Genomic DNA, 18,501 nt, shown 5'->3' with positions numbered 1-18,501 from the left:
TCGGCCCCTTTCCAACTGACGACTCAACAGGTTGAACCCATGAAACTCTTTCGCCATGGACCCGCGGGTGCCGAAAAACCCGGTCTGATCGACGCCAGCGGCACGCTGCGCGACCTCTCGGGGCTGGTGGCCGACATCCACCCGGCTACCCTGGGGCGTGATTCTATGGCCCGCTTGGCCGCGCTCGACCCGACCGGCCTGCCCGCTGTACCGGCGGGCACGCGGTTTGGCGCCTGCGTGGGGGGTGTGGGCAACGTGATCGGCATCGGCCTGAACTACGCCGACCACGCGGCCGAGGCCGGTTTGAAGCCGCCGAGCCAACCGATCGTGTTCAACAAGCACAGTGGCGCGGTCTGTGGTCCCAACGACGACGTGTGGCTGCCTCCAGGCGCGCAGAAGCTCGACTGGGAAGTGGAGCTGGGCATCGTGATCGGCCGGCGCGCCTTCCACGTGAGCGAAGACGATGCGCTGGACTTCGTGGCCGGCTTCTGCCTGGTCAACGACGTGTCCGAGCGCGCCTACCAGATGGAATATGAAGGACAGTGGGCCAAGGGCAAGAGTTACCCCACGCACTGCCCCCTGGGCCCGTGGCTGGTGACGCCGGACGAGCTGGGCGACCCGCAGGACGTGGACCTCTGGCTGGATGTGAACGGCCAGCGCCGCCAGACCGGCAACACCCGCACCATGATCTTCGGCGTGAAGACCATCGTGAGCTATCTCTCCCGTTTCATGGCGCTGCAACCCGGCGACGTGATTCCCACTGGCACACCACCTGGCGTGGGCATGGGCCACAAGCCGCCGATGTACCTGAAGGCGGGGGATGTGGTGACGCTGGGCGCGCGTGGCCTCGGGGAACAGCGGCAGGTGGTTGTGTGACCCCCCTGCGCCGCTTCGCGTCTTCCCCCCTGAAGGGGGGACCACACCTGTGGCCTGGCAAAGCCAGTTCCACTGGTATGCCTGGGTTGAACCGTCCGAATCAAGCGCCCGGCTGGTGCGGCGAGGTGGCGCTGGCCGCCACGCGCGCCTGCTGGTGTGACCACTTGGTGGCGAACTGCTGCACATCGCTCAGGCGGCGCGCCAGCTCGGCACCCTGGGGCGTGAGGCGGTAGCCGTGGCCGCTGTGGTCCACCAGCCGCGCCGCTCGCAGCTCCTTGATGCGGGTGTTGAGGGTGTTGGGGGTCACGCCGCCCACGCTGTCCTGCAGCAGACGAAAGGTCTGGGGGTGTCCGTCGGAGAGGGCCCAGATCACCCGCATGGCGTAGCGCGATTCGAGCAGGTCGAAGAGCTGGATCACGGCAGCGTTGTCTTTGGCACTCATGCGGATTCTCCTGGGAGGCCTGGCGAAAGCCCGAATGAGAACTATAGACACGAAGCCAGGGTGCTACCAGTTTGCTAGCTGCGTGCAATGCAGCAATGTGGCGCAAAGGCACACGCTACGGATTTACCCGGATTGCCAGGGTCTAGCGACGGTAGACCCGGCGCAGCAGGTCGGTCAGGGTCTGCAGTTCGGCCGCGCTCAGTGTGTGAGTGGCTTCCTGTTCCAGGTTGGTTGCCGTGGTCTGAGCCTGGGCATGCAGGCGCTGCCCGGCCGGGGTGAGGTGCAGGCCCTGGGCGCGCCGGTCGGTGGGGTGGGGCTGGCGCTCGATCAGGCCGCGCTTGTGCAGCGCCTTGACCATGCCCACCAGGTTGGGCGGCAGGATGTCGAGCGCCGCGCAGATCTGGCGCGAGGTCACGCCGGGGTTGTGCGCCACCACGGTCAGCACCGAGAAGTCCACCGGCCGCAGGTCGTAGGGCTCCATGCGGCGCAGGAACAGCGCAATGATGGTGAGCGCCGCGCGCCGGGCGTTGTAGCCCAGCAGGGTCTCCAGGTACGAGGTGTCGACCTCGCGCGCATCGCCCGCTGCGTTGCCCGTTCCGACGTCGAGCTGCAGGCTGTCGCCCGCGGCGTTTTTGCGCGGCCCACGGGGGCGGCGCATGGCGTTGGCGGTGGAGGTTTCAGGCATCGTCAGAGCATAGCCGGGCGGGGCTGCCCGACCGACAAGGTGGTTTTCATCATGGCCATGCGCATGTCGAATTCGGGCCACACCCAGCGCCAGAAGTCCGCGTGCGCGCTGGCATCGACGTTGGGCGCTGCGGCCAGGCGGCCCCAGGCCCAGGCCATGAGCAGCAAGGCCAGTGCGCGCAGGAAATCGTCGGCCAGCCAGAACGGCTGTCCGGGCGCCGTGTCACCCGCGCTGGTTTGCGGCACGACCTGCTCGCGCACGAAAGCGCTGAAGGCCTGGAGCGCCTGCCGGGTTCGGGGGTCTGGCGCGCTGTCTGCCGCCAGTTCGCCCAGCAGTGTTTGCAGCGCGCTCGCCCCGTCGGGCAGGGTCTTGCGCACCAGCAGGTCGATCGCCTGGATTTCGTTCGTGCCCTCGTAGATCATCGCCACGCGCGCGTCGCGCACGTGCTGCTCGATGCCCCACTCGCGCACATAGCCGTGGCCGCCGAACACCTGCAGGCAGGCACTTGCGCCGCTGAAGGCCTGCTCGGTCCAGGCCGACTTGAGCACCGGCGTGACCAGGCTGCACCAGCGCGCGGCGGCTTCTCGGCGCGCGGTGTCGGGGTGGTGTTTCTGTGTGTCGAGTTCAAGCGCGGTGCGGTAGGCGATCACGCGCCCGGCGTCGATCCAGGCGCGCTGGGTGCCCAGGGTGCGCTGGATGGCGGGGTGCAAGGCGATGACATCGGCTTGACCGGCCTTGCTACCGCTGCCGGGAGCGCGCATCTGGCGGCGCTCCTGCGCGTAAGCGTTCGCCTTCTGCCAGGCAGCGTCGAGCAGGCCGATGCCCTGCAGGCCCACCAGCAGGCGCGCGGCGTTCATCATCACGAACATCGCGTTCAAGCCCTTGCCGGGTTCGCCCACGATGGACGCGGCGGCTTCGTCAAACCGCATCACGCAGGTGGGGCTGGCGTGGATGCCCATCTTTTCTTCGATGCGCTCGCAGTGGACCGCGCTGCGCGTGCCGTCCGTTTCAAACTTCGGCACGAGGAACAGCGACAAACCCTTGGGACCAGGCGGCGCATCGGGCAGGCGCGCGAGCACCAGATGCACGATGTTGTCGCTCAGATCGTGTTCACCGCCGGAGATGAAGATCTTGGTGCCCGACAGCGCAAAACGCCCGTCGGCCAGCGGCATGGCCCTGGTCTGCACCAGACCCAGGTCGCTGCCGGCGTGTGGCTCGGTCAGGCACATGGTGGCGAGCCATTCGCCCGTGGCCAGCTTTTCGAGGTAGCGCGCTTTCAGGGCATCGGAGCCGTGGTGGCGGATGCATTCGTAGGCCCCGTGCAGCAGACCCGGCGCCATGGTCCAGCCGTGGTTGGCAGCGTTGAGCATTTCGTGCAGCACAGCCTCCACCACGGTGGGCAGGCCCTGGCCGCCGTCTTCGGTGGCACAGGCGAGCGAGGGCCAGCCAGCTTGCCAGAAGGCCTGATACGAGTCGCGAAAGCCCGGCGGCATGGTGACGGCGCCTGCCTTCCACTGCGCGCCGATCTCGTCGCCGCTGCGGTTGAGCGGCGCCACCACGTCGCCCACAAACTTGCCTGCCTCGTCGATCACCTGGGTGAGCAGGGCGGTGTCGGCGTGTTCGGCCATGGCCGGCAGTTCGGCCAGGTGCTCGTGCGCGAGCAACACGTCGAACAGCACGAAGGCGTGGTCGGCGGCGTGGGGGTGGTAGGCATTCATACGGTTGTCGTCTTTCGCGCGCTACCCAGGTAAGTCTCGATCACCCGCGGGTCGCTGGCGAGTTCGCCGGCCGGGCCCTGCGCGCTGAGTTCGCCCATTTCCAGCACATAGCCATGGTCGGCCACCTGCAGCGCGGCGCGTGCGTTCTGCTCCACCAGCACGATGGTCACGCCGGTCTGGCGCAGCCGTTCGATGATGGCGAAGATCTCGCGCACGATCAGCGGCGCCAGACCCAGGCTGGGTTCGTCGAGCATCAGCAGGTCGGGGCTGGACATGAGGGCGCGGCCCACCGCCAGCATCTGGCGTTCACCGCCCGAGAGCGTGCCGGCGAGCTGGGTGCGGCGCTCCTGCAGGCGCGGGAAGATGCTGTAGACGTCATCGAGCTTGCCGCGCCATTTCGCATTGCCCAGGCGCATCTGGCGGAAACCACCGAGCAGCAGGTTGTCTTCCACCGGCATGGAGCCGAAGAGTTCGCGTTTCTCGGGCACCAGGGCCATGCCGTTCATCACGCGCTCTTCAAGGGTGAGCGCGGTGATGTCCTGGCCGCGGAATTCGATCTTTCCCTGGCCGGGCAGGATGCCCATGAGCGTGTTGAGCAGCGTGGACTTGCCCGCGCCGTTGGGGCCGATGACGGTGATCACGCCGCCCGGCTGGGCCTGGATGTCGATGCCGTGCAGCACCTCGGCGCGGCCGTAGCCGGCGCGCAGGCCTTTGACTTGAAGAATGGGGTTGGTCATTTCAATGCTCCGTTCCCAGGTAGGCCGCGCGCACCTTCGGGTCTTGCTGGATCTGCTCGGGTGGGCCCTGCGTGAGCAGGGTGCCGAACTCCATCACCACCAGGTGGTCGCAGATCTGCATCACCAGGTCCATGTCGTGTTCCACCAGCAGGATGCTCATGCCTTCACCCTTGAGCTGGCGCAACACGCCGCCCAGGGCTTGCTTCTCCTGGTGCCGCAGGCCGGCCGCGGGCTCGTCGAGCAGCAGCAAGGTCGGGTCGGCGCAGAGAGCGCGCGCGATCTCCATCAGCCGCTGCGGGCCCATCGCGAGGTTGCCGGCCTGTTCGTGCAGGTAAGCGCCCATGCCGATGCGTTCCAGCTGACGCTGCGCTTCGCGGAACAGCTGCCGTTCCTCGCTGCGGTTGGCGCGCAGCATCGCTGGCAGCACGCCCTTGCGCCCGCGCGTGTGGGCGCCCAGCGCCACGTTCTCCAGCACCGTCATGTCCGGGATCATCTTCACGTGCTGGAAGGTGCGCGCCATGCCCAGTTGCGCGATGGCGCGCGAGGGCTTGCCGATCACGTTGCCGCCCTGGAACCGCACCTCGCCGCTGGTGGCGGGCAGCACGCCGGTGATGAGGTTGAAGGTGGTGGACTTGCCGGCGCCGTTGGGGCCGATCAGGCCCACGATCTGGCCAGCGTGGATCTGGAAGCTGATGTCGTTCACCGCCACCAGGCCGCCGAACTGCATGCGCGCTTTCTGCACGTCGAGCACCAGCGCGCCCGCCGCGGGCTTGGGGCGCTCGGGCAGGGCGGCAGCATTTTGCCAGTCCACCGTGCGCGGCTTCTGCGGCATGCGTTTGCCCACCATGGACCACAGGCCGTCGGGCAGGTACTTGAGCACCACCACCAGCGAGATGCCGAACACGATCACCTCGTAGCTGCCGCTGGTGCCGATCAGCTTGGGCAGCAGCACCTGCAACTGGTCCTCGAGCACGCGGATCAGGCCGGCGCCCACGATCGCGCCCCACACGTGGCCGACACCGCCGATCACCGCCATGAACAGGTACTCGATGCCCATCTTCAGGCCGAAGGCCGAGGGGTTGACCGTGCGCTGGAAGTGCGCGAGCAGCCAGCCCGCGACCGAGGCGAACAGCGCGGCGAGCACGAAGATCGTGACCTTGTAGCGGAAGGTGCTGATGCCCATGGCCTCGGCCATCTGCGAGCCGCCCTTGAGCGAGCGGATGGCACGGCCCGGGCGCGAGTCCAGCAGGTGCAGCAGGGCCGCCACGAAGGCCAGCAGGATGAACCATGTCAGCACGAAGAAGGCGCGGCCCTGGCCGATGTCGTACCCGGCGATGGACAGGCTCTGGATGCCCAGCAGGCCGTCGTATTTGCCCAGCGCATCCAGGTTGCCCATGAGGTAGTAGAGCGACAGGCCCCAGGCGATGGTGGCCAGCGGCAGGTAGTGCCCCGACATGCGCAGCGTGATCAACCCGACCAGCAGCGCGCTGCCGGCGGTGAGGCCCATGCCGATGAACAGCGTGAGCCACGGGGACATGCCGAGGTTGAGCGTGAGCCAGGCCGTGGTGTAGGCGCCGATGCCGACGAAGGCCGCCTGCCCGAACGAGGTGAGGCCGCCCACGCCGGTGAGCAGGATCAGGCCCAGCACCGTCATGCTGTACATGCCGATGTAGTTGAGCTGCGTGATCCAGAAGTCGGGCAGGGGAAGCACCGCGATCAACGGGATCGCGGCGGCGAGGATCAGCAGGCCGAGGTGTTGGATGCGGAGCATGTCAGTGGTCCTCGTCGGAATGCTTGCTTCGCAGCGAGCGCAACAGCAGGACCGGAAGAATGAGGGTGAACACGATCACTTCCTTGAAGGCACTGGCCCAGAAGGAGCCGAAGGCTTCGATCACGCCCACGCCCAGCGCAGCCAGCAAGGCACCCGGGTAGCTGGACAGGCCGGCGGCAACGGCTGCCACGAAGCCCTTGAGACCGATCAGGAAACCCGAGTCGTAGAACACGGTGGTGGTGGGGCCGATCAGCAGGCCCGAGAGCGCGCCGATGAAGGCCGCCATGGTCATGGTGAGCTGACCCGAAGCCTGCGAGGAAATGCCCATGAGGCGCGCGCCGGTGCGGTTCACTGCGATGGCGCGCAGCGCCTTGCCGCGCAGCGAGCGTTCGAAGTACAGCCAGAGCATGACGATCAAGGCCACCGTGGCGGCAAAGGTGATGATGGCCTGGCCCGACAGCATGACCGGGCCGATGGTGAAGCGCTCTTCCCAGAACGCCGGGTTGCGGAAACCCTCGGCGCCGAAGAACAGCAGGCCCAGGCCGGTCATGGCGAAGTGCACGCCGACTGAGACGATCAGCAAGACCAGCGGCGTGGCGCTCTCCAGCGACTGGTAAGCCACGCGGTACACCAGCGGCCCGTAGACCGTGACCACCGCCACGCTGAGCGCGGCTTGTATCCAGAGCGGGAACTGTTGCGGTGCGGCCCAGATGGCCACCCCCGAGACCAGCGCGGGCAGCACCAGCGTGCGGCCAGCGGCCTTGAGTGCAGGCAAGGCCCTGCGCTGGTGACGCCAGCGCCCGGCCAGCTCCATCAACGCGGCAACGCCGGCCAGCAGCAACAGCAACCACACGGTGCCGGGGACCTTGCCGGTTTGAAAGATGGCCAGGGTGAGCGCGCCGTACGCGACGAACTCGCCCTGGGGAATGAAGATGATCCGGGTGACGGTGAACACCAGGACGATGGCCAGTCCCAGCAGCGCATACACCGCGCCGTTGGTCAGGCCGTCCAGCAAAAGAATGCTGGCAATCGAGAAGTCCATGAAAAGCCTTAACGAAAAGAAGAAGCGCTCTTGAGATCAGGGGCGACAAGGGTCCGGCTCCGCCGGCCCGAGATGCCGTCCCCCCTCCCAGCGCCGAAGGCGCGCCAGAGAGGGAGGAAGCCGCGTCAGCGGCGCAGGCTGGACGCTGCACCCGCTCGGTCAGACGCCACAAGGCCGTGTGTCTTCCTTGGTCCAGTTCATCACGCCATGCGAGAACACGGTGCGGCCCATGGTTTCGAAGGCGTCGCGCAAGCCGGTGCGGAACTCGGGCGTGCCGGGCTTGCCGCTCTTGAGCGCGATCGGCACGGCCTTGTTCAGGGCAATGGCGGCGTCGTAGCTGTGGCCGGCGAACTGGTTGCGTGTGCCGGGGCCCATCAGTTTTTCGTAGTTGGTGACGAAGTCCACCGCCAGCTTCTTGGACGGATGGGCTTCGGGCAACTGCTCGGCGATGACGGCCGGCCCCGAGACGACGAAGGAACCTTCCACGTCCTTGCCACCGATGCGCACCAGGTCGGGTGTGGCGGCCGCGTGCGTCTGGTAGATCTTTCCCTTGTAGCCGCGCTCCACGATGGCCTTGTGCGGCATCGCCGCGCCGGAGCCGGAAGCCACGACCAGGATGGCGTCGGGGTTGGCCGAGCTGAGCTTGAGGGCTTGCGGCGTGACGCTGGTGTCGGCGCGGGCGAATCGCTCGACGGCCAGCACCTTCATGCCGGCCTTCTCGGCCAGCGGCGTGATCGCCTTGAGCCAGAGCTCGCCGTAGGCGTCGGTGTAGCCGAGGAAGCCAATGGACTTGATGCCCTGCTTCTTCATGTGTTCGACCATGGCATGCGCCATCACGTCGTTGCCCTGTGGCAGGCGGAACATCCAGTGGTCGGCGCCCGGGGGAACGCCCACCGGCGAAGCGGCCAGTTGCACCGTCTTGGCTTCAGTGACCACAGGGGTCATGGCCGCAGCCACCGGGGTCAGGCACGATCCGATGATGAGGTCGACCTTGTCCTCGGTCACGAAGCGGCGGGCGTTGGCCGCGCCCTTGCCCGGATCACTCGCGTCGTCGAGGATGATGAGGTTGACTTTTTCACCTGCGATGGTGGAGGGAAACAGCTTGAGCTGGTTCTGCATCGGGATGCCCAGGCCGGAGCCGGGACCGGTGAGCGAGAGGCTCACGCCGATGTTGATGTCCGCCAGCGCGGCGGTGCAGCCCAGTGCCGTGATGGCCAGGGCAACGAGGGTTTTGACGGCTTTCATGGAATGTCTCCTTCTGGGTGGTGGTTGGGGAACGGGATCAGGAACAGAGGGCCTTGATGTCCTCGGGCACGGGAATGGCCTTGATGCGCTCGGGCGCTTCGGGCGGGTGGATCACGAAGGCGCGCGTCTCGGTGCCTTCGCACAGCACATCGTCGCCACGCTTGACCACGTGTTTGTGCATGAACACCTTCTCGCGCCATTCGGTCACGCTGGTGTGGATCTGCAGGCGTTCGCCGTAGGTGGCCGGGCGCATGAACTTGGTGTGGATCTCCAGCAGCGGCGTGCCCACGATGCCGCGCGTTTTTTTTGTCTCGCGCCAGGGCGGTACGCCGCACTGCTTGAAGAAGTTCAGCGAGGACGCGTCCATCCATTTCGAGAAATTCGGAAAGAACACGATGCCGGCCGGATCGCAATCGCCGAACATCACTTCCACCTCGTAAACGACGACTTTGCTCATCGAGGGGCCATCCGCAGGGCACCGTCGAGGCGGATCACTTCGCCATTTAGGTGTGTGTTGGTGACGATGTGCGCGGCGAGAGCGGCGAACTCCTCGGGCTTGCCCAGGCGCGGCGGAAACGGAATGCTCGCCGCCAGCGAGGCCTGCACCGGCTCGGGCAGGGTGCGCATGAGCGGCGTGGAGAACAGGCCCGGCGCGATGGTGCAGACGCGGATGCCGTGCTGCGCGAGGTCGCGCGCCATTGGCAGCGTCATGCCCACGAGGCCACCCTTGGACGCGCTGTAGGCCTGCTGGCCCACCTGACCGTCGAACGCGGCCACGCTGGCGGTGAACACCATCACGCCGCGTTCGCCGTCTTCCAGCGGATCGAGCTTGGCGCAGGCGGCGGCAAACAGGCGGCTGGCGTTGTAGGTGCCGATCAGGTTGACCGTGACCACCTTGGCGAAGTCTTCGAGTGGTGCGGCCGAGCCGTCCTTGCCCACCACGCGTTTGGCGCTGCCGATGCCGGCGATGTTCATGAGAATGCGCGCCGGGCCGTGGGCGGCGGCAGCCTCGTCCATGGCGGCTTGCAGGCTGTCGGTGTTGGTGATGTCGCAGTGGCAGGCAATGCCGTTGATCTCGCCGGCCACGCGCCTGGCGTTGTCCAGGTTCACATCGAGCACCGCAACCTTGGCGCCCAGGCGCGCGAGTTCGCGCGCCGTGGCTTCGCCCAGGCCCGAGCCACCACCGGTGACGAGGGCGGCGTGTCCTTGAATGTTCATGGTGTTGTCCTTGTGTTCATGCTTCAGTGTTTTCTATCAACAGGGCCATGCCCTGGCCACCGCCCACGCAGGCGCTGGAGATGCCGTAGCGCTGGCCGCTGCGTTGCAGTTCGCGCGCCAGCGTGAGCGTGAGGCGAACGCCGGTGGCCGCCAGCGGGTGGCCGAGCGCAATGGCGCCGCCGTTGACGTTGAGGCGGTCCAGGTCCATGCCCAGTTCGCGCGCCACGGCCAGCGTTTGCGCGCCTTGCGCTTCGTTCACTTCAAAGCGGCCGATGTCGCTCAGCTTCAGGCCGGTGCGCTCGAGCAGCAGGCGGATGGCGGGTGCCGGGCCGATGCCCATGATCTCGGGCGGCACGCCCACGGCCGATGCGGCCACCACGCGGGCCAGCGGTTTCCGGCCATTGGCTTTCGCGTAGCTGCCGGACGTGATCACGCAGGCCGCGGCCGCGTCCACCAGCGCCGAGCTGTTGCCGCCGGTCTGCACGCCACCGTCGAACACCGCGCGCAGCTTGGCCAGCACCTCCACCGGCGAGACGCGCGGGTGGGTGTCGGTGGTGACTTCGGTGAGCTTGCCCTGCAGCTTGATGCCGCGCGCCTTGTAGCCGGCCAGCTCGAACTTCTCGCTGACCACCGGCACGATCTCGCCGGCGAGGAAGCCGCTTTCCTGCGCGGCCACGGCCCTGGCGAAGGAGGCAGAGGCGAACGCATCCACCTCTTCGCGCGTGATGCCGTACTGCTTCGCCAGGTTCTCGGCGGTCTGGATCATGTTGATGCCGGCCGCCGGGTCCTTCAGCGCCTCCCACATGTAGTCCTTGAAACCCACCGGCGCGCCCAGCTTGAAGCCGGTGCGGTGGTCGAAGGCGGCAATCGGGTTGCGCGTCATGCTCTCGGTGCCCACCACCAGCGCGGCGTCGCAGGCGCCACCCTGGATGTGTTCACCGGCCTGGCGGAACAGCTCGAAGCCGGTGCCGCAGATGCGCTGCGCCATGATGGCCGGCACCTCCACCGGCACGCCGGCGTACAGGCCGATGTGGCGCGGCAGGAAGAACTGGTCGAAGTCGCCGGGCGCCATGTTGCCCGCGATCACCGAGCCGATGTGCTCGCCCGGCACGCCGGCGCGGGCGAGCGCCTCGCGTGCGGCCTTGATGCCGAGGTCGGTGGGCGAGATGTGGCCGAGCGCGCCACAGTAGTCCACCATGGGGGTGCGCACGCCGGCCAGCAGCCAGACGTCGTCGAAGGCGTTGAAGAATCCGCGGGATGCCATGTTGTCTTGTCTCTACTGGGGTTTCAGGATCGCGTGCAGCGTGTCGGCGTGCAGGCGTTCAACGGTTTCGGCGCGGTGGGCCAGCACCGCGCGCTGGTTGATCGAGCCCTTGTCGGTGACCTCGCCGCGGTCGATGGTGGGTGGGTCGGCCAGCAGGCACAGGCGCGCGATGCGGCTGGCGCTGCCGGTGGATGTCTTGGCCAGTTCGGTCACCACGCGCTGGAAGTGCGCGAGCACCGGCTCGCTGTTGAGCACGTCGTGCATCGGCGCCTCGGACGGCATGCCGGCGAGGGTGCGCACCAGCGGCGTGGGGAACACCATGGCGCCGACTTCCTTCATGTTGAGGCCAGTGATCACCACGTCCTGGATGTAGGGCGCGCCGGCCGCGATGATCTTCGCGCGCAGCGGGCCCACGCTCACGAAGGTACCGGTGGCCAGCTTGAAGTCCTCGGCAATGCGGCCGTCGAACTTCAGACCCTGGTGGATGTCGGTCTCGTCGATCCACTTCACCGCGTCGCCGGTCTTGAAGAAACCTTCTTCGTCGAAGGCCTCGGCCGTCTCGGCCGGCATGCGCCAGTAGCCGGGCGTGATGTTGGGGCCCTTGTAGCGCACCTCGGTCTTGCCGTCGGTGTCCACCAGCTTGAGCTCCAGGCCCGGTGTGGGCAGGCCGAGGTCGCCAGCTTTCACGTCTGGGCTGGTCACGAAGATGCCGAAGGGGCTGGACTCGGTCATGCCCAGGCCGGTGCCCATGACGACGCGCTCGCCGATCTCGGCCTCCTGCACCGCGTGCAGGGCGTCCCACACCGGTTGTGCCAGCGCGGCGCCGGCGTAGAAGAACATCCGCACGCGCGAGAGCAGGGTCTTGCGCAAGGCCTCGTCGGTCTTCATGGCATTGGCGATCGCCTCGAAGCCGGTGGGCACGTTGAAGTACACCGTGGGCGCGATTTCGCGCAGGTTGCGCAGCGTCTCGCCCATGAGTGCGGGCGTGGGCTTGCCGTCATCGATGAAGAGCGTGCCGCCGTGGAACAGCACCATGCCCACGTTGTGGTTGCCGCCGAACGTGTGGTTCCAGGGCAGCCAGTCCACCAGCACCAGAGGGCTTTCGGCCAGCACCGGCATCGACGCCATCATCTGCTGCTGGTTGGCGCACCACATGCGCTGGGTGTTGATCACGGCCTTGGGCATCTTGGTCGAGCCCGAAGTGAAGAGGAACTTGACGATGGTGTCCGCTCCGGTGGCGGCCATGGCGGCATCGACGGCTGGCGTGGCTTCTGTGGCCAGCAGGTCTGCGAACGCGGTGGTGGCGCGGCCGGGCACGGTGCCTTCGGTCGTCACCAGCTCCACGCCATCACCCAGCGTGGCCAGCATGGCGCGGCTGTAGCGCTGCGCGTCGCTGGCGAACACCAGGCCGGGTGTCAGCGTCTTCACCACGTGGTGCAGCTTGTCGAAGTCCTGGCTCACCAGCGAGTAGGCGGGCGAGGTGGGGCAGTACGCGATGCCGGCGTAGACGCAACCCAGCGCGAGCAGCGCGTGTTCGAGGTCGTTCTCGCTCAGGATCAGCACCGGGCGCTCGGTCGAGAGGCCCCGGTTGATCAGGCCTTGACCGATGCGGCGCGCGGCGTCGAGTGCCTGCGCAAACGTGATGTGGCGCCAGTCGCCGGTGCTGCCGTCGGCGTTCTTCGTGCGGCGCGCGAACACCGTCTGGTCGGGGCGGGTTTTTGCCCAGTGCACCAGCCGGTCGGTGATGCGTTCGGGGAAGGGCGGCAGATCCTGGTCCGCGCGCAGGTAGTGCGTGCCCTGGGCACCATCGCGCAGGGTGGCGCGGGTGACGCCGAAGGTGAGGGGGCGGTAGCGGGCCATGGTCGGGTTCTGGCTCATGGCGCTCAGTCCTTGCTGACTTTGGCTGCTCGGCCTTCCAGGAAGGCACGCACGCGGGTCTTGGCTTCGGGGTCGCTCTGCGCGATGGCGGCCATCATGGCTTCGGTGAGGTAGCCCTGGTCGGCCGGTTGTTCGGCGATGCGCGGCAGCGCGTGCATCAGCGCGTAGTTGGTCAGCGGTGCGTTCTGCGCGATGCGCCCGGCCAGCTCCATGGCTTTTTCCAAGGCCGTGCCCTGGGGCACCAGGTACTGCGTGAGACCGATGCGTTCGGCCTCGGGTGCCTTGTAAACGCGGCCGGTGAACATCATGTCGGCCATGCGGGCGGCGCCGATCAGGCGCGGAATGCGCACCGAGCCGCCGCCGCCCACGAAGATGCCGCGCGAGCCTTCAGGCAGCGCGAAGAAGGCCGACTCGTCGGCCACACGGATGTGGCAGGTGCTGGCCAGTTCCAGGCCACCCCCCACCACCGCGCCATGCAGGGCCGCCACCACCGGCACCGGGCCGTATTGCACGCACTCCAGCGCGCTGTGCCACATGCGTGAATGGTGCAGGCCCTGGCCGGCGTCGCGTTCGCTGAGTTCGGAGAGATCGAGGCCGGCGCAGAAATGGTCGCCACTGCCGTGGATGACGGCGGCGCGCACGCCGTGCGGCATGGCCTGAAAGATGTCGCGCAACGCGAGAATCAGGCCGTCGTTGAGCGCGTTGCGCTTGGCCGGGCGGTTGAGCGTGATGACGGCGATTTCGCTGGATGCGCCTTGCAGGCTCAGGCTGATGTCGGTTGAATGGATGGGCATGTCGGGTGTCGGCGTCGGCCGCTTGTTCGGGGTTTTTTCGCTTGAATCGAGGGCTGATTATGGTTATAAACAATAACCAAAACAAGCCAAACCCGTCCGACCGACCCCCGTGTTTTCCCTAGGTCTGACCCACCACCGAGAGACAACCATGGACCACAAAAACCTGATCGCCATCGACATCCACACCCACGCCGAAGTGAGCTGTCGCAACCCCTTCGACAACTATGGCGAGGAGTACGACCGCGCGGCCGACAAGTTCTTCGGCAGCAACCGCCGACCCACCATCGCCGAGACGGTGACCTACTACCGCGAGAAGAAGATCGGTCTGGTGATGTTCACCGTGGACAGCGAGTCGCAGCTGGGCCGCCGGCGCATTCCGAACGAAGAGATCGCGCAAGCCGCGCGCGAGAACAGCGACATGATGATCGCCTTCGCCAGCATCGATCCGCACAAGGGCAAGATGGGCGCGCGCGAAGCCGAACGCCTCATCAAGGAAGAGGGTGTCAAGGGCTTCAAGTTCCACCCCACGGTGCAGGGCTACCACCCCTACGACAAGATGGCCTGGCCGATCTACGAGGTGATCAATGCGCACAAGCTGCCCACCATCTTCCACACTGGGCACAGCGGCATCGGCTCGGGCATGCGCTGCGGCGGTGGCCTGCGGCTGGAGTACAGCAACCCCATGCACCTGGACGACGTGGCGATCGATTTCCCCGACATGCAGATCGTGATGGCTCACCCGAGTTTTCCGTGGCAGGACGAGGCGCTCAGCGTGGCCACGCACAAGCCCAATGTGTGGATCGACCTCTCGGGCTGGAGCCCGAAGTACTTCCCCAAGCAACTGGTGCAGTACGCGAACACGCTGCTCAAGGATCGCATCCTGTTCGGCAGCGACTACCCGCTGATCACGCCCGAACGCTGGATGAAAGACTTCGAGGTGGCGGGCTTCAAACCCGAAGTGATGCCCGGCATCCTGAAGGGCAATGCGGTGCGGCTTCTGGGTCTGGCATGAACGCCCCCACGCTCATCGTTTCACGTATCGCGGCCCCCCGAGGGGGCGCACCAGCGCCTTCGGGCGGCCGGGCGGCGCTGGCATGAAGGCGTTTGCCACACTGGCCGACGTCGAGGCGCTGGAGCGCTCGCCGCTGGAGATGGTGGCGCCACACCGAAGCCCTTACGCGCTCATCCGCGCCACCGCTGAGCGTTTTCCCGAGCGCGAGGCTTTCACTTTTCTGCCCGACGCGGGGCTGGACACGCCGCCGCGGCGCGTGACCTACCGCGAGCTGCTGGCCAACATCCACCGCGCGGCCAATGCCTTTCGTGCGCTCGGCGTGCATGAAGCCAATGCCGTGGCCATGCTTGCACCCAACACGCCCGAGGCTCACGCCGTGCTCTGGGGCGCGCAGCTGGCGGGCCGCGTGTGTCCGATCAACTTCCTGCTGCAGCCCGATCACATCGCGGCGTTGCTGCAGGCCTCGAACGCCAAGGTGCTGGTGGCCCTGGGGCCGAGCGAGGAACTGGCGGTGTGGCCCACGGCACTGGCCGTGCAGGCACTGCACGCCACGGTGCTCGTGCCCATCGAGGTGGATGCAGCGGTGCCCAACAGACCCTCGTTGCAGGATCTGATGGCCGCACAGCCAGAGGCGCTCACCTTCGAGCCCGACCTGCATCCCGACCGAGTGGTGGCGCTGTTCCACACCGGCGGCACCACCGGCGCACCCAAGCTCGCGCAGCACACCGCCGGCAACGAGGCGCACACGGCCTGGTTCGCGCATGCGTTCTATGACATCGACGAGACGGCGGTGGAGGTCAACGGCTTCCCGCTGTTCCACGTGGCCGGCGCCTTTGTGTATGGTCTGGCGCTGCTGGCCATCGGGGCGCGCCAGGTGCTGCCCACGTTTGGCGGCATGCGCAACACCGACTTCGTGCAGCGCTACTGGCAATTTTGCGAACGCGAGCGCGTGACGCTGCTGGCCTGCGTGCCCACGGTGCTGGCCAGCCTGCTGGGCGTGCCGCTGAACGCGAACATCTCAAGCGTGCGCGCGGCCTTCACCGGTGGATCGCCGCTGCCGGCCGAGCTGGCCCAGCGCTTCGAGGCCGCCACCGGCATCTCCGTGCGCAACATCCTGGGCATGACCGAGTGCGCCGGGCTGGTGAGCATCGAGCCGCTTCTGGGGCCACGCACGCCCGGCTCGGCCGGTCTGCGCCTGCCCTTCACCGACGTGCATGCCGTGCCCTGGCGCGATGGCGAGGCGCAACTGGACGAACGATGTGCAGCGGGTGAGACCGGTGTGCTGGTGCTGCGCGGGCCGCATGTGAGCCCGGGCTACCTGAACGCGAAACGCAATGCAGGCATGTTCGAGCAGGGCTGGATCGTCACCGGTGACCTTGGCCATCTGGATGAAGCCGGCCGCATCCACATCACCGGCCGCGCCAAGGACGTGATCATCCGCGGCTCGCACAACATCGACCCCGGCCTGGTGGAAGACGCTTTCATGGCGCACCCCGCTGTGTCGCAGTGCGCGGTGGTGGCCGAGCCCGATGCCTACGCGGGCGAGGTGCCGGTGGCCTTCGTGGTGCTGCGTGCCGGCGTGGTGCTGGATGCCGACGCGCTGTTGCGCGAGGTGGCGCCGCAGGTGTATGAACGGCCGGCTTGCCCGAAGCGGGTGGTGCTGGTCGAATCGCTGCCGCTCACCGCCATCGGCAAGGTGTTCAAGCCCACGCTGCGGTTGCGCGCCATCGAGATCCGTCTGACCGAGATGGCGCAGGCACTGGCGCCGGGCCGTGCGGTGCGCGTCGAGGCCAGCGACGAGAGCGGTCGCCAACGCGCGCTGATCACGATCGGTGGAGCGCCCGATGAAGAGCTGTCGCAGCAGCTGTGCGCGGCACTGGCCGCCATCGCGGTGCCGGTCGACATCTGCTTCGCCTGACGCTCACCAGCCGCCGCGCGTGAGCCAGCGGTCGATCTGCTCGAACTTGTCGATGCCCCAGAACGGCTCGCCGTCCACCACCACGGTGGGCGAACCGAACACGCCGGCCTGCAACGCGGCGTCGACCTCGGCGCGCAGCAGCGCGGCGGCCTCGTCGCTGGCGGCAGCTTGGGCAAGCTCTTCGCCCACGACGGGGATCAGCGAGCCGGGCGTGGACAGGTCCAGCCCCTGGCCCCAGTAGGCGCCATAGATGGCGTGCGCCACCTCGGCCGCCTGTTGCGGCTGGTGTCGGTTCACCCAGGCCAGGGCGCGCCCGCTGGCCAGTGGGTTCATCACCTTGTCGTTCGGGTGGCGCTGCAACGGGACGCTGTGCTCACGCGCGTAGCGCAGCACATCGCGCTCGGTGTACGGGCCCTTGAGTGGTGTCTCCATCAAGGGCTTGAGGCCCATCACCTTCAACACCGACACGCCCAGCAGCATGGGATGCCACTCCACCGCGCGCCCGTGCCGCGCGGCAAGGTTTTCGACGCGCAGCGAAGCGAAGTAGCCGAAGGGCGAAATGAAGTCGAAGTGGAACTTCAGGGGTGCCTTCAAGCAGAACCCCAGACCTCATTCGCCGTTTCCACCACCAGCGCCAGCTTCTTGCGCTGGTCTTCCATGGCGATGTTGTTGCCGTGCACCGTGCTGGAGAAACCGCATTGGGGCGAGAGGCACATCTGGTCCAGCGGCGCGTATTTCGCGGCCTCTTCGATGCGGCGCTTGAGCGCGTCCTTGGTTTCGAGCTGGCCGAACTTGGTGGTCACCAGGCCCAGCACCACGATCTTGTCCTTGGAGAGAAAGCGCAGCGGGCGGAAGTCGCCCGAGCGCTCGTCGTCGTACTCGAGGAAGAAGGCGTCGAGCTTCATTTCGCTGAGCAGCGCCTCGGCCACTGGCTCGTAGTTGCCGGCCGCCGCGTGCGTGCTCTTGAAGTTGCCGCGGCACAGGTGCATGGCCAAGGTCATGCCGGCGGGCTTGTGCGCTACCACCTTGTTGATGAACTGCGCGTAGCGGTGCGGCAGTTCGTTCGGGTCGTCGCCACGGCTGCGGGCGGCTTCGCGCATGCGCTCGTCGCACAGGTACGCCATGTTGGTGTCGTCCATCTGCACATAGGTGCAGCCGGCGTCGGCCAGGCTCTGCAGCTCTTCGCCATAGGCCTTGGCCACGTCGTCGTAGAACACCGGGTCCAGCTCGGGGTAAGCCTCTTTGCTGATGCCGGCGCGCCCGCCGCGAAAGTGCAGCATGGTCGGCGAGGGAATGGTCACCTTGGGCGTGAGCCCGGGTTGGCCCAGCGCTTCCACCTGCGCCTTGAGGTACTGGAAGTCGGCGAGTTGAATGTTCTTGACGTGGCGCACCTTGTCGATCACGCGTATCACCGGTGGCGCCAGCTCTTCGGTGCCGTCGGGCTTGACGACGGTGACCGGGATGTCGGTCTTCACGCCGCCGAGTTGCTCCAGGAAGTCGATGTGGAAGTAGGTGCGGCGGAATTCGCCGTCGGTGATCGAGGAGAGGCCCACGTCGGCCTGGAACTTCACGATCTCGGTGATGGCTCGGTCTTCCACCTTGCGCAGTTGCTCGGCGGTGATGCTCTTCTGGTTGAAGAACTGGTCGCGCGCTTCGAGCAGGTAGGCCGGGCGCAAGAAGCTGCCGACGTGGTCGGCGCGGAAGGGCGGGTGGCTGCGCGATGTCATGTGTCGTCCTCTTTTTTGGGGGTGGATCGGTGACTTTACAGCGAATATTGTCATCTCCATTGAATACATGAATCGGGAAAAATGTTCTGAAAACGAGAAGTTGCTTCGCAAAATCGACGTTCCTGTATACATTGCGTATCCATGAATGCCGAAGAATCCCATTTTTCGCTGCAC

Annotated in this window: 17 protein-coding genes; 3 read left to right on the top strand and 14 right to left on the bottom strand. The window is 66.9% G+C overall.

Annotated features, from left to right (window positions below; all coding sequences use genetic code 11):
- The first annotated feature begins 39 nt into the window (after positions 1-39).
- On the top strand, positions 40-876 hold the full coding sequence (locus tag ASE11_RS15885; RefSeq protein WP_056273574.1) for a fumarylacetoacetate hydrolase family protein: 837 nt from the start codon (positions 40-42) through the stop codon (positions 874-876).
- 100 nt (positions 877-976) lie between these two features.
- On the opposite strand, the gene ASE11_RS15880 is transcribed toward ASE11_RS15885, so the two are convergent.
- The 12 genes from ASE11_RS15880 to ASE11_RS15825 all read right to left on the bottom strand — a co-directional run bounded on the left by ASE11_RS15880 (position 977) and on the right by ASE11_RS15825 (position 13,670).
- On the bottom strand, positions 977-1,318 hold the full coding sequence (locus ASE11_RS15880) for a winged helix-turn-helix transcriptional regulator (RefSeq protein WP_056273571.1): 342 nt from the start codon (positions 1,316-1,318) through the stop codon (positions 977-979).
- Between the two features lie 142 nt (positions 1,319-1,460).
- Entirely contained in the window at positions 1,461-2,003 is a 543-nt protein-coding gene (locus ASE11_RS15875; RefSeq protein ID WP_082585772.1) for a MarR family winged helix-turn-helix transcriptional regulator, read from the bottom strand.
- A 2-nt stretch (positions 2,004-2,005) separates the two neighbouring features.
- Positions 2,006-3,721: an acyl-CoA dehydrogenase family protein gene (locus ASE11_RS15870; protein ID WP_056273568.1), complete on the bottom strand. Its 1,716-nt coding sequence runs from the start codon at positions 3,719-3,721 to the stop codon at positions 2,006-2,008.
- Positions 3,718-4,458 carry an ABC transporter ATP-binding protein gene (locus tag ASE11_RS15865; RefSeq protein ID WP_056273563.1) on the bottom strand — a complete coding sequence of 247 codons (741 nt, stop codon included), beginning with the start codon at positions 4,456-4,458 and terminating at the stop codon, positions 3,718-3,720. Before ASE11_RS15865 ends, ASE11_RS15870 begins: the two co-directional genes overlap by 4 nt.
- A gap of 1 nt (position 4,459) precedes the next feature.
- The gene (locus tag ASE11_RS15860; protein WP_056273560.1) at positions 4,460-6,229 is read right to left on the bottom strand and encodes an ABC transporter permease subunit; all 1,770 of its coding nucleotides are present in this window, start codon (positions 6,227-6,229) and stop codon (positions 4,460-4,462) included.
- Position 6,230: 1 nt separating this feature from the next.
- On the bottom strand, positions 6,231-7,271 hold the full coding sequence (locus tag ASE11_RS15855; protein WP_056273557.1) for a branched-chain amino acid ABC transporter permease: 1,041 nt from the start codon (positions 7,269-7,271) through the stop codon (positions 6,231-6,233).
- A gap of 159 nt (positions 7,272-7,430) precedes the next feature.
- On the bottom strand, positions 7,431-8,516 hold the full coding sequence (locus ASE11_RS15850; RefSeq protein ID WP_056273555.1) for an ABC transporter substrate-binding protein: 1,086 nt from the start codon (positions 8,514-8,516) through the stop codon (positions 7,431-7,433).
- Positions 8,517-8,553: 37 nt separating this feature from the next.
- A complete protein-coding gene (locus tag ASE11_RS15845) occupies positions 8,554-8,973 on the bottom strand; it encodes an acyl-CoA thioesterase (RefSeq protein WP_056273553.1) in 420 nt (139 codons plus the stop codon).
- Entirely contained in the window at positions 8,970-9,734 is a 765-nt protein-coding gene (locus tag ASE11_RS15840) for an SDR family NAD(P)-dependent oxidoreductase (RefSeq protein ID WP_056273551.1), read from the bottom strand. Before ASE11_RS15840 ends, ASE11_RS15845 begins: the two co-directional genes overlap by 4 nt.
- 16 nt (positions 9,735-9,750) lie before the next feature.
- A complete protein-coding gene (locus ASE11_RS15835) occupies positions 9,751-10,998 on the bottom strand; it encodes a thiolase family protein (protein WP_056273548.1) in 1,248 nt (415 codons plus the stop codon).
- Between the two features lie 12 nt (positions 10,999-11,010).
- A complete protein-coding gene (locus tag ASE11_RS15830; RefSeq protein WP_235501319.1) occupies positions 11,011-12,876 on the bottom strand; it encodes a feruloyl-CoA synthase in 1,866 nt (621 codons plus the stop codon).
- Between the two features lie 5 nt (positions 12,877-12,881).
- Positions 12,882-13,670 (bottom strand): crotonase/enoyl-CoA hydratase family protein, encoded by a 789-nt coding sequence (locus tag ASE11_RS15825; protein WP_056273544.1) that lies wholly within the window; start codon positions 13,668-13,670, stop codon positions 12,882-12,884.
- Positions 13,671-13,818: 148 nt separating this feature from the next.
- Between ASE11_RS15825 and ASE11_RS15820 the strand changes: the two genes are divergently transcribed.
- Positions 13,819-14,682, top strand: coding sequence for an amidohydrolase family protein (locus ASE11_RS15820; protein WP_056273540.1), 864 nt, complete (start codon positions 13,819-13,821; stop codon positions 14,680-14,682).
- Positions 14,683-14,764: 82 nt separating this feature from the next.
- The gene (locus ASE11_RS15815; RefSeq protein ID WP_056273537.1) at positions 14,765-16,600 is read left to right on the top strand and encodes an AMP-binding protein; all 1,836 of its coding nucleotides are present in this window, start codon (positions 14,765-14,767) and stop codon (positions 16,598-16,600) included.
- Positions 16,601-16,603: 3 nt separating this feature from the next.
- Here the strand turns inward: ASE11_RS15815 and ASE11_RS15810 are convergent, their stop codons facing one another.
- Together ASE11_RS15810 and ASE11_RS15805 are read right to left on the bottom strand one after the other, a co-directional pair.
- A complete protein-coding gene (locus ASE11_RS15810; protein WP_056273530.1) occupies positions 16,604-17,194 on the bottom strand; it encodes a 2-hydroxychromene-2-carboxylate isomerase in 591 nt (196 codons plus the stop codon).
- Positions 17,191-18,327 carry a 5-methyltetrahydropteroyltriglutamate--homocysteine S-methyltransferase gene (locus ASE11_RS15805; RefSeq protein WP_056273526.1) on the bottom strand — a complete coding sequence of 379 codons (1,137 nt, stop codon included), beginning with the start codon at positions 18,325-18,327 and terminating at the stop codon, positions 17,191-17,193. Before ASE11_RS15805 ends, ASE11_RS15810 begins: the two co-directional genes overlap by 4 nt.
- Positions 18,328-18,501 lie beyond the last annotated feature (174 nt).

The sequence above is a fragment of the Hydrogenophaga sp. Root209 genome, from assembly GCF_001428625.1.
Taxonomy (GTDB): domain Bacteria; phylum Pseudomonadota; class Gammaproteobacteria; order Burkholderiales; family Burkholderiaceae_C; genus Hydrogenophaga.
The sequence above is the reverse complement of the archived record's forward strand: the minus strand, read 5'-3'. Positions and strand labels throughout refer to the sequence as shown.

Coding starts and splice junctions, on each gene's coding strand:
- ASE11_RS15840 (WP_056273551.1), bottom strand. CDS start 9,734: ATGAACATTCAAGGACACGCCGCCCTCGTCACCGGTGGTGGCTCGGGC.
- ASE11_RS15875 (WP_082585772.1), bottom strand. CDS start 2,003: ATGCCTGAAACCTCCACCGCCAACGCCATGCGCCGCCCCCGTGGGCCG.
- ASE11_RS15825 (WP_056273544.1), bottom strand. CDS start 13,670: ATGCCCATCCATTCAACCGACATCAGCCTGAGCCTGCAAGGCGCATCC.
- ASE11_RS15820 (WP_056273540.1), top strand. CDS start 13,819: ATGGACCACAAAAACCTGATCGCCATCGACATCCACACCCACGCCGAA.
- ASE11_RS15850 (WP_056273555.1), bottom strand. CDS start 8,516: ATGAAAGCCGTCAAAACCCTCGTTGCCCTGGCCATCACGGCACTGGGC.
- ASE11_RS15880 (WP_056273571.1), bottom strand. CDS start 1,318: ATGAGTGCCAAAGACAACGCTGCCGTGATCCAGCTCTTCGACCTGCTC.
- ASE11_RS15845 (WP_056273553.1), bottom strand. CDS start 8,973: ATGAGCAAAGTCGTCGTTTACGAGGTGGAAGTGATGTTCGGCGATTGC.
- ASE11_RS15865 (WP_056273563.1), bottom strand. CDS start 4,458: ATGACCAACCCCATTCTTCAAGTCAAAGGCCTGCGCGCCGGCTACGGC.
- ASE11_RS15835 (WP_056273548.1), bottom strand. CDS start 10,998: ATGGCATCCCGCGGATTCTTCAACGCCTTCGACGACGTCTGGCTGCTG.
- ASE11_RS15885 (WP_056273574.1), top strand. CDS start 40: ATGAAACTCTTTCGCCATGGACCCGCGGGTGCCGAAAAACCCGGTCTG.
- ASE11_RS15830 (WP_235501319.1), bottom strand. CDS start 12,876: ATGAGCCAGAACCCGACCATGGCCCGCTACCGCCCCCTCACCTTCGGC.
- ASE11_RS15805 (WP_056273526.1), bottom strand. CDS start 18,327: ATGACATCGCGCAGCCACCCGCCCTTCCGCGCCGACCACGTCGGCAGC.
- ASE11_RS15815 (WP_056273537.1), top strand. CDS start 14,765: ATGAAGGCGTTTGCCACACTGGCCGACGTCGAGGCGCTGGAGCGCTCG.
- ASE11_RS15860 (WP_056273560.1), bottom strand. CDS start 6,229: ATGCTCCGCATCCAACACCTCGGCCTGCTGATCCTCGCCGCCGCGATC.
- ASE11_RS15855 (WP_056273557.1), bottom strand. CDS start 7,271: ATGGACTTCTCGATTGCCAGCATTCTTTTGCTGGACGGCCTGACCAAC.
- ASE11_RS15870 (WP_056273568.1), bottom strand. CDS start 3,721: ATGAATGCCTACCACCCCCACGCCGCCGACCACGCCTTCGTGCTGTTC.